Here is a 16,336-nt window from a genome sequence, read left to right on the forward strand (position 1 = left end):
CGGCGCGCTCGTCAGAACTGGGCCAGGGCCGCGAGCGGGCTGGCCAGCAAGCTGGCCCCCGCCATCGACAGCACCAGCCGCGGACGGTAGGGCAGCAGCAGTACCAGCAGCAAGGCGCTGCACATCAGCACCGCGCACCACTGCACCAATCCCAGGCTCCAGCCAGTGGCCTGCACGGCGGCCACCAGGGACAAGCCCAGCAGCAACCAGCCGCCCAGGCGCAAGCCGTGACGGCGCAGCAGGGATGGCTTGCCGCCCAGCAACTCGCCGTGGTGCCGGTCCAGGGACAGGCACAATCCGGTGAAACCGGCATAACAGAGCAACAGGGCCAGGAGCATTCAGTCCACCTCGGTATCAGCAACCCGTGCACGGCCACGGGGCTTGGTTGTGGCAGGTGCCTGGGCGGCGCGCTGCATCTTGCGTGCCGCCCAGGCCAGGAACAGGCCACTGGCCAGGCACGCCAGGTCGAAGCCGGCCCGGGTCCAGTCGCCTCGGCTGAGGAACCCATCGGCCAGGTTCGCCCCGGTCAAGGCATCGAGCAGCGGGATGCTGGCCAGCAGCAGCGCGGCCAGGCCCAGTTGCTCGACCCACGCCTGGCGGCCACGGCGTGCCAGCGCATGGAGGAGGCTCAGGCCCCAGGCGATGAAGAAGCTGTTGACCTCCCAGTCGGCGCGCTCGGCAAAGTCGGCCGACAGCAGGCGATTGGCCCAGAAGAAGGCCGCCACTGCCAGGACCAGCCCGGACATGCTGGCAATGTTCAGCACCTCGACCAGGCGCAGCTCGAAGGGCATGACCGGGCTCTTGGCATGCTTGAGTTGGCGCTTGCCGAGCCAGATCACCAGGCCGGTACCGATCATCGCGGTGCTGGCCAGGCCACAGATGAAGTACAGCCAGCGCAGCACCGGTCCGGCGAACAGGCCCATGTGCAGGCCATAGAAACTGCCGCCAATGACCTTGGGCAGGGACTGCTCGGGGCTTTCCTGCAACGGCTGGCCCGTGACGCCGTTGAACGACACCGCGCGGCCGAAGTTGCGTACCACCTGGTCGGCGCCATGGCGCATGACCTGCACTGTGGCATTGAGGTCCCCCGGGTTATTGACCATCACACGCTGCACCCGTCCTTGCGGCCAGTGCTCCAACGCCTGCCTGAGCATGGGTTCCAGGGGCGCCAGCGCCGCCGGCTCACCGGCGGCCGGGAGGGTGCGGGCCGCCGGTTGCAGGTCCTGGAAGAAGGCGGTGTTGTCCCCCTTGTAGGCGACCAGGACGCTCGCCGGCATGACCATGGACATGAAGATCACCAGGCTGCTGTAGGTGATCATCAGGTGGAACGGCAGCACCAGCACGCCCAGGGCGTTGTGCCCGTCGAGCCAGGTACGCTGGCCCTTGCGCGGGCGAAAGGTGAAGAAGTCCTTGAAGATCTTCTTGTGGATGATGATGCCGCTGACCAGCGCCACGAACATCACCATGGCCGCCAGGGTGGACAGCCAGCGGCCCCAGGGATAAGGCATCTGCAACTGGAAATGGAACCGGTAGAAGAACTCGCCGCCGCGAGTGTCGCGCGCATGCAGCTCGCTGCCGGTGGCCGGGTCCAGCAGCTTTTCAGTGAAGGCGCCCCGCTCCCCTGGTTTGCCCGGCGCCTGCCAGGCCACCGACAAGGCCGGTTCGCGGCTGTCGGGCAAACTGATGAACCAGCGTTGCGCGCCCTGCCCATGCTGTTCCAGGTAGCGCTGGGCCAGGCCCAGGCTGGCCTCGGCATTCAAGGCCCGGGCCGGGACCTCGGGCTGCATCCAGTGGCTGATCTCGTACTTGAAATACGACAGGGTCCCGGTGAAGAAAATGGCGAACAGCAGCCAGCCGAACAGCAGCCCGGTCCAGGTGTGCAGCCAGGCCATGGACTGGCGGAAACCTTCTTTCATGGCAAGGACGCCCAATAGGCGCTGCCGGCGATGAGCGCCAGCACCAGGCAGGCCACGGCCACGCCGAACCAGGCCTGCCAGGCACTGCGACAGGCGAAGCACCCGATCACCGCCAGCAGGTAGAACAGGAACGACGCCATCATCCCGCTGAGCACGGCGTCAGCCTTGGACATCGGCAGCAGCAAGGTCAGGCAGACACTGGACAGTGCCGCCAGCAGGTAACCACCCAGGACGGCGGCACACACCCGCGAAGCGACCGCCAGACGATAGGAAGCGGGAATCCCGCCGGCCTTGCTTTTCATGTTCGGACCTTGAAGCAAAAGAAAGCCCGGGACGCGAATGCCCGGGCGCAACAGGCGGACAATACTAATGATAAATATTCTCATACGCAAAAAGTGTGAAGCGTCGGCCCGTGCCCGCTGATCCGAGCCGATTGCCGAAGCGAAGATCCTCCCACTACAATGCGAACAATTCTCGTTACCTTATGCACCCTGTCAGTGCAGGAGCGTCCGGCTTGTCTCATTCCGCTACCGTCGAAGGCCTCTACCTGGCCCATCACCGCTGGTTGAACACCTGGTTGCGGCGCCGGCTCGGCTGCCCGGACAGCGCCGCCGACCTGGCCCAGGACACCTTCATCCGGGTCCTGGGCGCACGGGAAACCCCGGTGCTGCTAGAGCCAAGGGCGTTTCTCACCACCATCGCCAAACGGGTGCTGAGCAATCACTACCGACGCCAGGACCTGGAGCGCGCCTACCTGGAAACCCTGGCGCAGATGCCCGAACACGCCGCACCTTCGGAAGAGGAACGGGCGATCATCCTGCAAACCCTGATGGAACTGGACAGCCTGCTCGACGGCCTGCCGCGCCAGGTCAAGCAGGCGTTCCTGCTGTGCCAGCTGGACGGCCTGACCTACGCCGAAATCGGCCGGGAACTGGGCATCTCCATCGCCACCGTCAAGCGCCACCTGAACAAGGCAGCCATGCGCTGCTACTTCGCCCTGTGAGCCAACCGATGAATCCGCACCTCAATGCCCAGCCCGATTTCAGCAATCAGGTCGCCGAGCAGGCCGTGCACTGGCTGATCGAGATGCAGGACGGCCCGTTGAGTCCACGCCAGCAGCAGGCCTGGCAGCAATGGCACGACGCCCACGGCGAACACCAGCGGGCGTGGGCGCATATCCAGCGGGTCAACCAGCGCTTGCGCAGCCTGTCGTCGCCATTGGCCCACGCCGCGCTGAACGCTCCGACAGCCAGCGGTCGACGCCAGGTTCTCAAGTTGCTGCTGGTGCTTGGCGCTGGCTCGGCCGCCTGGGGCCTGCGCGAGCACAACCCGCTGCCGCCCTTGCTGGCGGACTACAGCAGCGCGCTGGGCCAGCGACGCAAGCTGCAACTGAGCGATGGCAGCCTGTTGCAACTCAATACCAGCAGCGCCGTGGATGTGCGCTTCGATAGCCAGCAGCGGCTGATCCGCCTGCTGGAGGGCGAGATCATGCTCAGCGCCGGCAAGGACCCGCGGCCACTGCTGGTGCACAGCGCCCAGGGGCAGGTGCGCACCGCCAGCGGACACCTGAACCTGCGGCAGTTCAAGGGCCATAGCCAACTGGCGGTGTACTCGGGCAGCGCCAGCGTGGAATCCGCCACCCACACCGTGGCTCCACCCAGGGTAGAGGCCGGGCAACAGCTGGATTTTCGCAGCAATGGCTGGGATGCCCCACGCCCCCTGGATGCCGGCAGCGGGGCCTGGAGCGAGGGCATGCTGGTGGTGGCGCACATGCGCCTGGCGGATTTTCTCGACGAACTGGGACGCTACCGCCGTGGCCGCTTGAACTGCGACACGCAAGTGGCGGACCTGCTGATCTCCGGCAGCTATCCCCTGGACGACAGCGAACGGATTCTCGACCTGCTACAGGTCAGCCTGCCGGTCAGGGTGCGACGGTTCACCCGCTATTGGGTCAACGTCGAGGCCCGCGCCTGACCCCTGTAGCCGCTGTCGAGCCCCGGCGAGGCTGCGCACGGGCGCGCAGCGGCCGCCAGATCCAGCGTCTCGTGCCGAACCGAGCGCAGCCTGCGGCAGCGGCTACACGAAGTGATAGGCAGACGCCATCCGTACACCACTGGAACATTTTTTTTGATGAGGCATGAGCCGTTTTGCCAGGTTCGAGTGACAGGGAAGGAAAGCCACCTTGATTCTTCCTTTTCAGGATCTCCCTCGATGACCCAGCACTCCACTCGCCTCACGCCCCTGGCCCGCTCACTGCGTCACCTGCTGCTGGGGGCCAGCCTGGGCCTGGCCAGCCTGACCCCACTCCAGGCCGCCGAGGTCACGAGCAAGTCGTATCACATCGCGGCGATGCCGCTGGAAAACGCGCTGAACCAGTTCGGCCGTGAAGCCGGCGTGCTGATCTCCTTCGGTTCGCAACTGACCCGCGGCGTCCAGAGCCATGGCCTGGACGGGCAATACAGCACCGAGCAAGCGCTGCAAATTCTCCTGCAGGGCAGCGGCCTACAAGCGCGAGCCGAAGGCGACAATGCCTTCAGCCTGCAACCGGCAAGCCCCGAGAACACACCGGCCACCTTGCAACTGGGCGCTTCCAGCGTGGTCGGCGACTGGCTGGGCGATGCCCGGCAGGGCGACGTCTTCGAACACGCCGGGGCGCGGGATGTGATCCGCCGTGAAGAGTTCGAGCGTCAAGGCGCGACCCAGGCACGGGACGTGCTCAACCGGATTCCCGGGGTCAACGCTCCGGACAACAACGGCACCGGCAGCCATGACATGGCGCTGAACTTCGGCATTCGCGGCCTCAACCCACGCCTGGCCTCACGCTCCACGGTGCTGATGGACGGCATTCCGGTGCCGTTCGCGCCCTACGGCCAGCCCCAGCTGTCGTTCGCCCCCATCAGCATGGGCAACATGGACGCCGTGGACGTGGTGCGCGGTGGCGGCGCGGTGCGCTATGGACCGCAGAACGTCGGCGGCATCGTCAACTTCGTGACCCGGGCGATTCCCGACGCGCCAACAGTCAAGGGCGGCTTCCAGACCGAGACCAGCCCCTCCTCCAGCCATGACGGCTTCAAGACCAGCGCCAACCTGCTGGCCGGCGGCACTGCCGACAATGGCCTGGGTGGCGCCCTGCTGTACTCCGGCACCCGTGGCGGCGACTGGCGCGAACACAGCGACACGCGGATCGACGACCTGATCCTCAAGGGCAAGTACCAGCTCGACGAAGCCAACAGCTTCAACGCCATGGCCCAGTATTACGAAGGCGAGGCGGACATGCCCGGCGGCCTCAACGTGGCGGACTACAAGGCCGATCCGTATCAGTCGACCCGACCCTACGACAAGTTCTGGGGGCGGCGGACGATGTTCAACCTCGGCTATCGCTACCAGGAGGATTGTCGCGAGTTCACCGTCAACAGTTTCTTCACCAAGACCCTGCGCAGCGGTTACCTGGACCAGCTCAACTTCCTGTCCCTGTCGCCCCGCGAGTACTGGGTACGCGGCCTGGAAACCCGCCTGGCCCAAGGCTTCGACCTGGGGGACAGCAGCCACGAAGTGGGCGTCGGTTATCGCTACATCAACGAGGCCGGGCACGAACTGCGCTACCGCACGCCCATCAGCGCCAACCAGCAGTTGACCACCCGCAACAGCCGCAACGATCGCGACACCCGTGGCGGCACCCAAGCCCATGCCCTGTTCCTCGATGACCGCATCGATATCGGCAAGTGGACCCTGACCCCGGGCATCCGCTATGAAATGATCGAGTCGCAGCAGAGCAACAACCTCAGCAACGTCAAGTACAAGGGCAACTACAACACTGCGTTGCCGGCGCTGAACGTGATGTACCACCTCGACGACAGCTGGAATCTCTACGCCAACACTGAAGGCTCGTTCGGCAGCGTGCAGTACAGCCAGATGCCCAACCGAGTGGCCAGCGGCGAGGTGAAACCGGAGAAGGCCCGCACCTGGGAGGTCGGCACTCGTTATGACAACGGCACCTTGCGCGCAGAGCTGGGCGCGTTCCTGATCAACTTCGACAACCAGTACGACAGCAACCAGACCAACGACACCGTGATCGCCCGCGGGCAAACGCGGCATCAGGGAATCGAGAGCAGCATCAATTACGCCCTCGATGGCCTGGACCCGGCGCTGGCGGGGTTCGATATCTACGCCACCTACGCCTATGTCGATGCCACCATTCGCGAAGATGGACCGAACAAGGGCAATCGCGTGCCGTTCTCTTCCAAGCACAAGGGCACGCTTGGGGTCAGCTACACCGAAGGCCCCTGGAAGCTCAATGTCGACAGCAGCTATCAGAGCAGCCAGTTCGCCGACAACGCCAACACCTCCCGCGAAAGCCTCGACGGCAGCACCGGGCGCATCCCCGGCTACATGCTGTTCAGCACCCGTGCCGGCTACGACTTCGGCCCGCAACTGTCGGACCTGAACGTGGCGGTGGGGGTGAAGAACATCTTCAACCGCCAGTACTTCACCCGCTCCTTCGACGACAACAACAAGGGCAAGTACGTGGGCGAGCCCCGCACCTTGTATGTGCAGACCTCGGTTGCCTTCTGAGGCGCCATAAAAGAAAACGGGCCTGCAATGCAGGCCCGTCGGGTTGAGGGAACATCCAGCTATCAGCTATTGAGGGCAGCCTGCTGGTTCTCCAGGAATTCTTCTTCGAGCAGGGCATCCGCCTCGCTGCCGTCATCGCCGGTCACTGCCGCCGGACGCTTGGCTCGCAGTTTGCCGAACATGTGTTCCAGGGCACTTTCCAGCTTGACCGTGGCGCCATCGATGGCCTGTTCCAGGGTGTCGGCCTTGTGGGTCACGGAGATCGGCTGGTGCCCTTTGGGCCGAGCCTCGAGCTGGCAGCGCAGGTCATCGGGACCCGACTTGCCACCGTTCTCGTCCCGCAGGTGGACCACCACTCGGGTCAGGTCCTCCTCGTAGCGTTCGAGCGTGCTTTCAACGGTGCTGCGCACCCACTCCTCCATCCGAAGGCTGCTTTGAATATGGTTATCGCTATGGACTTGGATTTGCATAGTTCTTCCCTTATTTCAGCTTGCTCGCAAGAGGCCGGGAACCTGGTTTCAACCAGCATTTCGTGACCTCTTGGTTACACAATTAGGCACGACGAAGAACATTTCAACCCCTGGAAAAATATAAATATTCATACGCAAATAAAGCCGGACAAACCCTCGGGGCACTGTTAATGTCGGGAGTCCGCCCTGCTCTCGACAGGGCTCGAACACCTCACAATTGCCCCTCTCCCAGAGGGTGCAAACCGCGAAAGATCTCCGCCTCCTCCACCAGCCAGTCATGCACCGCGCGTACGCCCGGATGGCTCAGTGCGCCCGGGGCATAGAGCAGCACGTAGCGCTTGTGATTGGGCACCGCCAGGCCGAACGGCACGATCAGGGTGCCACGCTCCAGCTCGTCGTTGAGCAGGGTGCGCCGGGCAATTGCCACGCCCATGCCGGCGATCGCCGCCTCGATGGTCAGGTGGTTGCGGTTGAAGGTGTGGCCCCGGCGCACATCGGCGCCTTCGAATCCTATGGCATTGAGGTAGAACTCCCACTCGGCGTATTCGTAGCTGCCACGCCAGGCGGTGATGTCATGCAACAGCGGGAAATGCGCCAGGTCCGCCGGACCATGCAAGGGTGGACGACCGCGCAACAGGCTCGGTGCACAGACCGGGAAGATCTGCTCGTCCAGCAGGGCGGTGGATTGCAGGCCCGGGTAGCTGCCATCGTTCAGGTCGATGGCCAAGTCGAAGTCGCCCTCATGCAGGGCCACGCTGCTGTCCTCCGCCACTAGTCGCAACTGGATCTCCGGATAACGCTGCTGCAGGCGTGGCAGGCGCGGGGTCAGCCACTTGCCGAGAAACGACGGGATCGAGCGCAAGCGCAAGGTCCCCCCGATCATTCCCGCATCCAGGCGCCGCAATTCCGCGTCGATGCTGCCGTAGGCCTCGCTCACCGTCTGGGCCAGGCGCTGGCCTTCGGCGCTCAGTTCCACACCTCGGGGCCGGCGGTGGAACAGACGAAAGCCCAGGCGCTCTTCCAACTGGCGGATCTGCTGGCTGACCGCGCCGGGGGTGATGTGCAGTTCTTCAGCGCAACGGGTGAAGGACAGGTGCCGTGCCGCACAGGAAAACACATGCAGCCAGACATAGGTCTGGGCATGAAATTGTCGACTCATCGTTTAGTCCTGCTAAAGGATCTCTTAGAAAGTTTCGTTGGTCAGTGCTGACCGAGACGGGCAGTATCGCCGACATTGCGCTTGTCCTACAAAAAATGGCAGCGATCTACCTTCCATTGCTTGTAAGGCTTTAGCATGGCTATCAGTGTTTTTGATCTTTTCAAAGTCGGTATCGGCCCCTCCAGCTCCCACACCGTGGGCCCGATGCGCGCCGCCGCGACCTTCGCCCAGGCGCTGTTCGAACAAGGCCTGCATCACCAGGTGCAGCGGGTGCAGATCCGCCTCTACGGCTCGCTGTCCGCCACCGGCGTCGGCCACGCCACCGACCGTGCCAGCGTCATGGGGCTGATGGGCGAATGGCCAGACAGCATCGACCCTACCAGCATCAACCCCCGCATCCAGTTGCTGCGCGAAAGCGGCCAGTTGTTGCTCGGCGGGCGCAGCCACATTGCCTTCGACTGGCAACAGGACCTGCTCCTGCTGGACGAAAGCCTGCCCTACCACCCCAACGCCATGTCCCTGACCGCCTTCGGTGAACGGGGCACATTGCTGGAGCAGACCTACTATTCGGTGGGTGGCGGCTTCATCATCGAGGCGGCCCAGGTCGAGGCCGGCGCCGAAACCACGACCGGCGTCCAACTGCCTTACGACTTCAACAGTGCCGCCGAACTGCTGGCCCTGTGCAAGACCCACAAGCTGCGGGTCGGAGAACTGATGCTGGCCAATGAACGGGCCTGGCGCAGCGACGCCGAGATTCGTAGCGGCCTGCTGCACATCTGGTCGGTCATGCGCGAATGCGTGGACCAGGGCCTGCGTCACGAAGGCATCCTGCCCGGCGGCCTCGACGTCCCCCGGCGCGCTGCCAAGCTGCACCGCAGCCTGCTGGAAATCGGCAAGCCGAATGTCATCACCTCGACCCTGTCGGCCATGGAATGGGTCAACCTCTATGCCCTGGCCGTGAACGAGGAAAATGCCGCTGGCGGACGCATGGTCACCGCGCCCACCAATGGCGCGGCAGGGATCATCCCGGCGGTGTTGCACTACTACATGAAGTTCAACCCTCAGGCCTGTGACGACGACATCCTGAACTTTTTCCTCGGGGCTGCGGCCGTGGGCATCCTGTGCAAGAAGAACGCCTCGATCTCCGGCGCCGAAGTCGGTTGCCAGGGCGAGGTCGGCTCGGCCTGCGCCATGGCCGCAGCCGGCCTGGCGGAGATTCTCGGCGCCACCCCCGAGCAGCTGTGCAACGCTGCCGAGATCGGCCTGGAGCACAACCTCGGCCTGACCTGCGACCCGGTGGGCGGGCTGGTGCAGGTGCCCTGCATCGAGCGCAATGCGATCGCCGCAGTCAAGGCAATCAACGCGACCCAGATGGCCTTGCGCGGCGACGGCCAGCATTTCATTTCCCTGGACCGGGTGATCCGCACCATGCGCGATACCGGCGCCGACATGCACGACAAATACAAAGAGACTTCACGGGGCGGCCTGGCAGTGAGCTGGGTGGAGTGCTGAGGAGCACTCCCTGACCGTCCATGACACGTGAGCCCGAGCAAGAATAATAACGAGGCGATACCGATGACCGATGTACCGACACCTGCTGCCCAGAACCCTGCCATTACCGCAGCAAGCGATACCGCGCCAGCCTCTCGGGGCTGGAGCAAGCACGACACTACCTGGATGCTCGGCCTGTATGGCACCGCCATCGGCGCCGGCACCCTGTTCCTGCCGATCAACGCCGGGGTAGGCGGCTTCTGGCCGATGATCGTACTGGCACTGCTGGCCTTCCCGATGACCTTCTTCGCCCACCGTGGCCTGACCCGCTTCGTTCTCTCCGGACGCTCCGGGGACATCACCGAAGTGGTGGAGGAACACTTCGGTGTCGGCGCCGGCAAGCTGATCACCCTGCTCTACTTCTTCGCAATCTTCCCGATCCTGCTGGTGTACAGCGTGGCCCTGACCAACACCCTGGGCAGCTTCATGGAGCACCAGTTGCACATGACCCCGCCACCGCGGGCGCTGCTGTCGTTGCTGCTGATCCTGGGCCTGATGGCCATCGTGCGCTGCGGCCAGGGCGTGATCGTGCGAGCCATGAGCCTGCTGGTCTACCCCTTCGTCGCCGCCCTGCTGTTGCTGGCCCTGAGCCTGATTCCCAACTGGAACGGTGCGTTCTTCGCCTCGGCGGGTGAAGGCATGCCCCTGCCGCTGTTCTTCAAGACCCTGTGGCTGGCAATTCCGGTGATGGTGTTCTCGTTCAACCACTCGCCGATCATCTCGGCCTTTGCCCTGGACCAGAAACGTCACTACGGCGCCCAGGCCGAACGCAAGAGCAGCGGCATCCTGGCCATGGCCCACGGCATGATGGTGCTGACGGTGATGTTCTTCTGCTTCAGTTGCGTGCTGGCCCTGTCGCCAGCGGACCTGGCCGCGGCCAAGGCGCAGAACATCTCGGTCCTGTCGTACCTGGCCAACCACTTCCAGACCCCGGTCATTGCCTACGCCGCGCCACTGATCGCGCTGGTGGCGATCACCAAGTCGTTCCTGGGCCACTACATCGGCGCCAGCGAAGGCTTCCAGGGGCTGATCGTGAAGAGCTTGCGCGGTCGCGGTCGTTCCCTGTCGTCCGGGCGCCTGGAAAAGGTCACTGCGCTGTTCATGGTCCTCAGTTGCTGGGCCGTGGCCACTTTCAACCCGAGCATCCTGGGCATGATCGAGACCCTGGGCGGGCCGGTGATCGCCTGCCTGCTGTTCCTGATGCCGATGTACGCGATCCAGCGTGTGCCGTCGCTGCGCCAGTACTCGGGCCAGCTGTCGAACCTGTTCGTGGTGCTGATCGGCCTGATTGCCCTCTCGGCGATCATCTTCTCGTTCCTGCCCTGAAACGGAGCGGCAACGCAAAAGCGGACCTTGCGGTCAATGCCAGTCGGTTAAGAAGATTGTAGGAGCGAGGCTTGCCCGCGATGGAGTTGAGAGCGCTGCGTCTATCCAGCCAATACGCGCGGCCACTCACGACCATCGCGAGCAAGCTTCGCTCCTACAGGATTCCAGGGTTCATTGGCCGGCCAGTGGTCTGCAATTGCGAACTAATCTCGTACCTGGCCAGTCAATGACTGCACGATCCCAGCAGGCGGTGACGCATCATGGACAACCCATTGCAACTGATTAGCGACACTTTCGCTCCCCAGTACCAGGTCAACCTGAGCATCCAGGGCCTGGACGGCAGCATGATGCTGACCCTCTCCCAGGCCGGCCAGGTAGTGGCCAAGCGCATCATCAGTGCAGCCCAGCGCAATGACCCGCAACGCATCGAGCGCCTGGTACAGAGCATCCAGTTCGGCATCGCCATCGAGCAGGGCCACAGCGCCGTGGCGATCCTCCAGGCCATGACCAACGGCGACCGCCTACCCCTGCCGACGCCCCGGGAAACCGAGACGCAGGCCTTGCACCACTAGATCTCGCCCTTCTCCACTTCCGGATGCTCGCTGGAACCCGCGCCGACCTTGCGTTGCGGGTGCTCGATCTTCACCGAGGGAAACTGCGACGACGCATAGCGCACCACCAGGATGGCAAAGGCCAGCAGCAGGATGCCGCCGCACAGGTAGATGATCCCCAGGTCCGGCGGATTGTGATGGGAAACGTTGGAGATCAGCAGCCGGGTCAGCGCGGTGATCGCCACGTAGATCAGGAAGCGCACCGGCATGTGGTTGGTCTTGAAGTAGATGCCTACCATCGCCCCCAACTCCAGGTAGATGAACAGCAGCAGGATGTCGTCGATCTTGATGTGGCCCGCCTCGATCATCTGCAGGAACTCCATCACCGCGGCCCAGGCAGTCACCGCGCCAATGGCGAACAGCGCCAGGTAGTGGAACGATTCGACGAACAAGTTGCCCAGGGACTCGACCAGTTGGTGAACGTTCTGCCGCAGGTTTTCGGCCCAATTGATTTTCACGATGATTCTTCCTTAGGTCCTTTCGACCGGATGATGCGGATGGGACGTGACGGTTGTTCTGCATGCAGAAAAAAGGCCAGGGGCCCGTCTGTGAGATGGCGAGCCGGTGCCAGGAGGCACGTCGCTCCAGCGCCATTGCCGCCACGCAGAAAAAATTAACGTCTACATTAAAAAGCCACTATCCAAGGGAACGGGTTTCGCCTATTCTCTCGACCTGTATATAGATACAGTACTTGTACAGACCCATTATCGTGAAGGCATGTGAGGTGGTGAATGGCCGTCGAAGTGGTATACCGCAGCAGCCGAGATCTGGAGCGCTTGTTCATGGATAAAGCCGAAGCTGACCGTCATGACAAAATGCTCGAACTGGCTGAGTTGCTGGCCGAAGTGTTGCAAAAAGCCGTGCCGTCGCTGAGCGAGCAGCAGGTGGAAGAAGCCGGGATCTACATGGCGAAAAACCGTGATGTGTTCGCCAAGGCGTTCAAGAGCCAACCGGATGCATTGTCCGAGTTGCTCAGTGCTCCCGCTCCCGCGGTGGAGGCTGTTGAAGCGGAGCAACCTGCTGAAGCCGAAGCGCCGAGCAAGCCGGCGAAAGCGGCCAAGGCCGCGAAGTAGGCTTAACCCGAATTGAATGAGCCCTGTGCCCACGGCACAGGGCTTTTTTCATGCTTGGGGATGAAGCTTGCGCTCGACCGCCTTTACGTACTCACCACGCTCATGGAATAGCGTCCCACACCCTGCACCCTGCACCCTGCACCCTGCACCCTGCACCCTGCCGGACAATACCCACAGGCGATGTCCATGGCCTCCAGGATGCGGTCCTCTACAGCGCCAACCGCCTCGAGCCGGATGCCGACGCCTAGCGATACAGCACTCGCTCTGCCAGCTCATCGGCCACCCGTGCCGGAGAGCGTTTTTCTGCCTGGGCGTGGGCGAAGATCTCCGTCAGGCGCAGGCTGATCTGCGACAGGTGGGCGGTAATCATCGGCAGTTCTTCATTGTGGTGCTTGAGCGACACATAGATCAGCCCCCCGGCGTTGATCACGTAGTCGGGGGCATAAAGAATGCCGCGCCGCTCCAACTGGTCGGCGACCTGCAGGTTGGTCAGCTGGTTGTTGGCAGAACCGGCCACCGCCGAACAGCGCAACTGCGCCACGCTCCGGCTGTTGAGCACAGCCCCCAGGCCACAGGGCGCAAGGATGTCGCAAGGCGTGCTGAGCAAGGCATCGTTGGCCACCGGGTGCGCGCCGAACTGTTCCATGGCCAGCTGGACCTTGCCGGAATCGATGTCGCTGACCAGCAACTCGGCGCCAGCGGCGTGCAGTTGTTCGGCCAAGGCATAACCGACATTGCCCAGGCCCTGGATCGCCACCCGCAGGCCCTCCAGATTGTCACTGCCCAGGCGGGCCATGGCGGTGCTGCGAATGCCGGCGAACACCCCCATGGCCGCATGAGGGGCCGGATCGCCAGAGGTGCTGGTACTGGTGACATAACGAGTCTGCTGGGCGATGCAGTCCATGTCGGCCACCGAGGTGCCGCTGTCGATGGCGGTGATGTAGCGTCCGTCCAGTTGCTCGATGCAGCGACCGAAGGCCTCGAACAGCGCGGCGCGATTTTCCACATGGGCCGCACGAATGATCACTGCGGTACCGCCCCCCTGGGGCAGGCCGGCCAGGGCGGCCTTGTAGCTCATGCCCTGGGCCAGCCGCGCGGCATCGGCCACGGCACTCGCGTCGTCGGGATAGGGCAGATAACGGCAACCGCCCAGGGCGGGCCCCAGGCGGTTGTTGTGGATGGCGATCACTGCCTTCAACCCGGTCGCAGGGTCGACGCTGAGGTGCAGCGATTCAAGGCGGGTGCTGTGCATGAGAGCGAACATCGACGGGCTCCCGAATCACTTCTTGTAGTCGCCAGTATAGGCTTGCGCCCGAAAATTGCTGCGCCGCGCAGGAATAAGCACCGGCGCTTTGCAACCCAGGAGAAATAACTGCCAGCGACTGTGTCAGCACTGGACGAAGCGCCATGACGGGGCTAAAACGAGGCATTCGTCGGAGGTTGCCATGAACCCGCGCCAAGCCTTTTTCGCCTGCCTGCACCGCTCGCCGCCTGCCTTGCTGGAGGCTGCGCTGTGGATCGCGGCCGAACACCATCCGCAACTGGTTCCAGGCCTGCTGCTGGACGAGTTCAAGCATGTCCAGCAGCAGGTAGCCGGCAGCCTGCCCTCGCTACCTGCCAGCGAACTGGGCCAACCCCTGTTGCGGCGGATGAACGACCTGGGATTCCAGCAGGACGAGTACCTGCCCCTGCGGCCCCAGGCAGCGTTGATGGACAGTGTCCTCGAACGGCGACGCGGACAGCCCCTGGCCCTGGCCTTGATAGCCCTGGAACTGGCGCAGCGGCTGCACATTCCCCTGGTGGGGGTGAATTTTCCCGGCCATTTCCTGCTGCGGGTGCCCGGCGCCGACCACCTGCTCGACCCCTGCGGCGGGCGTCGCCTGTACCCCAATGATTGCCGTGAGTTGCTGCAACGCCAGTACGGCGCCCACCTCAAGCTCAACGCCGAGCACCTGGCCGCCGCCGAGCCGAGGCAGATGTTCCAGCGCCTGTCACGCAACTTGCGCCAGTTGCACCTGTCCCACGACGACTTCCTCGGCGCCCTGGTCGATGCCGAGCGGGTACTGGAACTGGGCGACGGCAGCGCCGCCGACTACCTGGCCCGCGCCAGCCTCTACCAGCGCCTGGAATGCCCCAACGCCGAACGCTTCGACCTCGAGCATGCCCTGCTGCTCAGCGACGACCCGATCCAGCGCTTGCGCCTGACCGAGCGCCTGGGGCACCTGCCGCCCAACCACGTGGTGCACTGAATCCCCGGCTGCCGCATCGCCAGTGCAACAATGCCCGCCGCCCACCTGTCTGCTGCAAGGATGAAAAAGCATGAACAGCGCCGAACGCTTTCTCCAGGACTTCCACCAGCGCCGCCCCGGTACCACGCCACCGGCCTTCGCCGGACTGCGCCTGGGCCAACGCGGTTGTTCCTACGACATGCTGGCAGCCACGCTCAATCCGTCGCGAGCCGAGCCCCGGGTACTGGACCTGGGTTGCGGCGACGGCTTCCTGCTCGATCTGCTGGCCAGGCACCACCCCTCGGCGCAGTTGATCGGTGTCGACATGAGCGCCACCGAACTGCAGGCGGCCCACGTGCGCCTGGCGGGCCGTGGGCGACTGCTTGAAGAACGGGCACAGTCCCTTTCCCTCGCCAGTGCCAGCATCGACGCGGTGCTCTCCCACCTGGCGCTGATGCTCATGGGCGATCTCGATCAGGTGCTGCAAGAGGTTCACCGAGTGCTCGTCCCGGGCGGCCAACTGTCTGCGGTGGTGGGCCGGGAGTTTCTCCTCGGGGAGCTGGGCCAGCACTACCTGCAAGTGTTCCGCGCCGCTGCTCGGCGCGATCACCTGGCGTTCCTGCCCCTGGTGGATCCCCGGGCGCAGTCGGAGGATGGCTGGCGACACCTGTTGAGCCGACACTTCACCGCGCTGGACTTCGAAGCATTGGACCTGCCCTGGACGCCGACCTTCGAAGAGCTGTGGAACTCCCTCGGGGACACCTACGACCTGGATCGCCTGACGCCCGCCAACCGCGCCCGGATGAAGCAGGAGCTGCACGACGCCACCCGCCACCTGCACCGCGCCGACGGCACCCTGCCGACCGGCTGGGGGCTGCTGCTGATCCAGGCCAGGGCCGGGTGACAGCGGCGCTCGGGCTCTGGCAGGATGGGCGGCTCACACCAGGGAACGGACACAGCATGCTTATCAGAAAAGCCCATGGCGACGACGCACAACGGGTCTTCGACATTCGCAACCAGGCCATCAACCACCAATGCACTGGTCACTATCCGGCCGCCGACCTGCAGGTCTGGACCGCAGGCAGCCTGGGGGAATACTTCATCGAAGTACTGGAGAAGACCGGGCACGTCGCAGTGATCGACGAACAAGTCACCGCCAGCGGCATGCTCGACCTCGAGTCGGGCCAGGTCGATGCGGTGTTCGTCGACCCAGCCTACATGGGCCGCGGGATCGGCCGGCAGATGATGGACTACCTCGAACAGCAGGCCCTGCAGGCCGGCCTGTCGCACCTGATCCTGGACTCGACCCTGAATGCCGCCGACTTCTATCGCCAGTGTGGTTTCGTCGGCGAGCGCATTGCCCAGTACCAGTCGCCCCGGGGCCTGACCCTGGCCTGCGTGCCAATGATCAAGCACCTGGCACGCTGACC

The 16,336-nt window shown here is 64.1% G+C and carries 16 protein-coding genes and 1 pseudogene; 10 read left to right on the forward strand and 7 right to left on the reverse strand.

Annotation, left to right across the window (positions count from 1 at the left end):
* Positions 1–11 precede the first annotated feature (11 nt).
* Genes LGQ10_RS14100 through LGQ10_RS14110 form a run of 3 tightly spaced genes read right to left on the reverse strand, consistent with a single transcriptional unit; the run spans position 12 to position 2,218 of the window.
* The gene (locus LGQ10_RS14100; RefSeq protein WP_058434003.1) at positions 12–338 is read right to left on the reverse strand and encodes a DUF3325 domain-containing protein; all 327 of its coding nucleotides are present in this window, start codon (positions 336–338) and stop codon (positions 12–14) included.
* Positions 339–1,916: a PepSY-associated TM helix domain-containing protein gene (locus LGQ10_RS14105; protein ID WP_226525908.1), complete on the reverse strand. Its 1,578-nt coding sequence runs from the start codon at positions 1,914–1,916 to the stop codon at positions 339–341.
* Positions 1,913–2,218, reverse strand: a complete 306-nt coding sequence (locus LGQ10_RS14110) for a DUF3649 domain-containing protein (protein WP_058434005.1) — start codon at positions 2,216–2,218, stop codon at positions 1,913–1,915. Before LGQ10_RS14110 ends, LGQ10_RS14105 begins: the two co-directional genes overlap by 4 nt.
* Positions 2,219–2,430: 212 nt before the next feature.
* Between LGQ10_RS14110 and LGQ10_RS14115 the strand changes: the two genes are divergently transcribed.
* From LGQ10_RS14115 to fecA, 3 genes are all read left to right on the forward strand, one after another.
* The gene (locus tag LGQ10_RS14115; protein ID WP_226525909.1) at positions 2,431–2,919 is read left to right on the forward strand and encodes a sigma-70 family RNA polymerase sigma factor; all 489 of its coding nucleotides are present in this window, start codon (positions 2,431–2,433) and stop codon (positions 2,917–2,919) included.
* An 8-nt stretch (positions 2,920–2,927) separates the two neighbouring features.
* Positions 2,928–3,890 carry a FecR domain-containing protein gene (locus LGQ10_RS14120; protein WP_226525910.1) on the forward strand — a complete coding sequence of 321 codons (963 nt, stop codon included), beginning with the start codon at positions 2,928–2,930 and terminating at the stop codon, positions 3,888–3,890.
* Between the two features lie 237 nt (positions 3,891–4,127).
* A complete protein-coding gene (gene fecA, locus LGQ10_RS14125; RefSeq protein WP_226525911.1) occupies positions 4,128–6,488 on the forward strand; it encodes a TonB-dependent Fe(3+) dicitrate receptor FecA in 2,361 nt (786 codons plus the stop codon).
* Positions 6,489–6,550: 62 nt separating this feature from the next.
* Here fecA and LGQ10_RS14130 read toward each other — a convergent pair whose 3' ends face one another.
* Both LGQ10_RS14130 and LGQ10_RS14135 read right to left on the reverse strand, forming a co-directional pair.
* A complete protein-coding gene (locus tag LGQ10_RS14130; RefSeq protein WP_226525912.1) occupies positions 6,551–6,958 on the reverse strand; it encodes an HPF/RaiA family ribosome-associated protein in 408 nt (135 codons plus the stop codon).
* 211 nt (positions 6,959–7,169) lie between these two features.
* Complete coding sequence (locus LGQ10_RS14135) at positions 7,170–8,117, reverse strand: LysR substrate-binding domain-containing protein (protein ID WP_226525913.1); 948 nt, start codon at positions 8,115–8,117, stop codon at positions 7,170–7,172.
* 135 nt (positions 8,118–8,252) lie between these two features.
* On the opposite strand from LGQ10_RS14135, the gene LGQ10_RS14140 reads away from it, so the two are divergent.
* The 3 genes from LGQ10_RS14140 to LGQ10_RS14150 all read left to right on the forward strand — a co-directional run bounded on the left by LGQ10_RS14140 (position 8,253) and on the right by LGQ10_RS14150 (position 11,566).
* Positions 8,253–9,629 carry an L-serine ammonia-lyase gene (locus LGQ10_RS14140; RefSeq protein WP_226525914.1) on the forward strand — a complete coding sequence of 459 codons (1,377 nt, stop codon included), beginning with the start codon at positions 8,253–8,255 and terminating at the stop codon, positions 9,627–9,629.
* A 63-nt stretch (positions 9,630–9,692) separates the two neighbouring features.
* The gene (locus LGQ10_RS14145) at positions 9,693–10,994 is read left to right on the forward strand and encodes a serine/threonine transporter (protein ID WP_226525915.1); all 1,302 of its coding nucleotides are present in this window, start codon (positions 9,693–9,695) and stop codon (positions 10,992–10,994) included.
* Between the two features lie 260 nt (positions 10,995–11,254).
* A complete protein-coding gene (locus LGQ10_RS14150) occupies positions 11,255–11,566 on the forward strand; it encodes a DUF3509 domain-containing protein (RefSeq protein ID WP_058434390.1) in 312 nt (103 codons plus the stop codon).
* Here LGQ10_RS14150 and LGQ10_RS14155 read toward each other — a convergent pair.
* On the reverse strand, positions 11,563–12,063 hold the full coding sequence (locus LGQ10_RS14155) for a phosphate-starvation-inducible protein PsiE (protein ID WP_226525916.1): 501 nt from the start codon (positions 12,061–12,063) through the stop codon (positions 11,563–11,565). The two genes, LGQ10_RS14150 and LGQ10_RS14155, sit on opposite strands and share 4 nt — an antisense overlap.
* A gap of 273 nt (positions 12,064–12,336) precedes the next feature.
* Here LGQ10_RS14155 and LGQ10_RS14160 point away from each other — a divergent pair.
* A pseudogene (locus LGQ10_RS14160) lies at positions 12,337–12,591 on the forward strand (YebG family protein); the annotation flags it as partial.
* A 331-nt stretch (positions 12,592–12,922) separates the two neighbouring features.
* Here LGQ10_RS14160 and LGQ10_RS14165 read toward each other — a convergent pair.
* On the reverse strand, positions 12,923–13,942 hold the full coding sequence (locus tag LGQ10_RS14165; RefSeq protein WP_058434388.1) for a Glu/Leu/Phe/Val dehydrogenase family protein: 1,020 nt from the start codon (positions 13,940–13,942) through the stop codon (positions 12,923–12,925).
* Positions 13,943–14,123: 181 nt separating this feature from the next.
* Here LGQ10_RS14165 and LGQ10_RS14170 point away from each other — a divergent pair, with 181 nt between their 5' ends.
* From LGQ10_RS14170 to LGQ10_RS14180, 3 genes are all read left to right on the forward strand, one after another.
* The gene (locus LGQ10_RS14170) at positions 14,124–14,927 is read left to right on the forward strand and encodes a SirB1 family protein (protein WP_058434387.1); all 804 of its coding nucleotides are present in this window, start codon (positions 14,124–14,126) and stop codon (positions 14,925–14,927) included.
* A gap of 70 nt (positions 14,928–14,997) precedes the next feature.
* Positions 14,998–15,810 carry a class I SAM-dependent methyltransferase gene (locus LGQ10_RS14175; RefSeq protein ID WP_226525917.1) on the forward strand — a complete coding sequence of 271 codons (813 nt, stop codon included), beginning with the start codon at positions 14,998–15,000 and terminating at the stop codon, positions 15,808–15,810.
* A gap of 56 nt (positions 15,811–15,866) precedes the next feature.
* A complete protein-coding gene (locus LGQ10_RS14180) occupies positions 15,867–16,334 on the forward strand; it encodes a GNAT family N-acetyltransferase (protein WP_058434385.1) in 468 nt (155 codons plus the stop codon).
* Positions 16,335–16,336: the final 2 nt, after the last annotated feature.

This window comes from Pseudomonas sp. L5B5 (assembly GCF_020520285.1).
Classification (GTDB): domain Bacteria; phylum Pseudomonadota; class Gammaproteobacteria; order Pseudomonadales; family Pseudomonadaceae; genus Aquipseudomonas.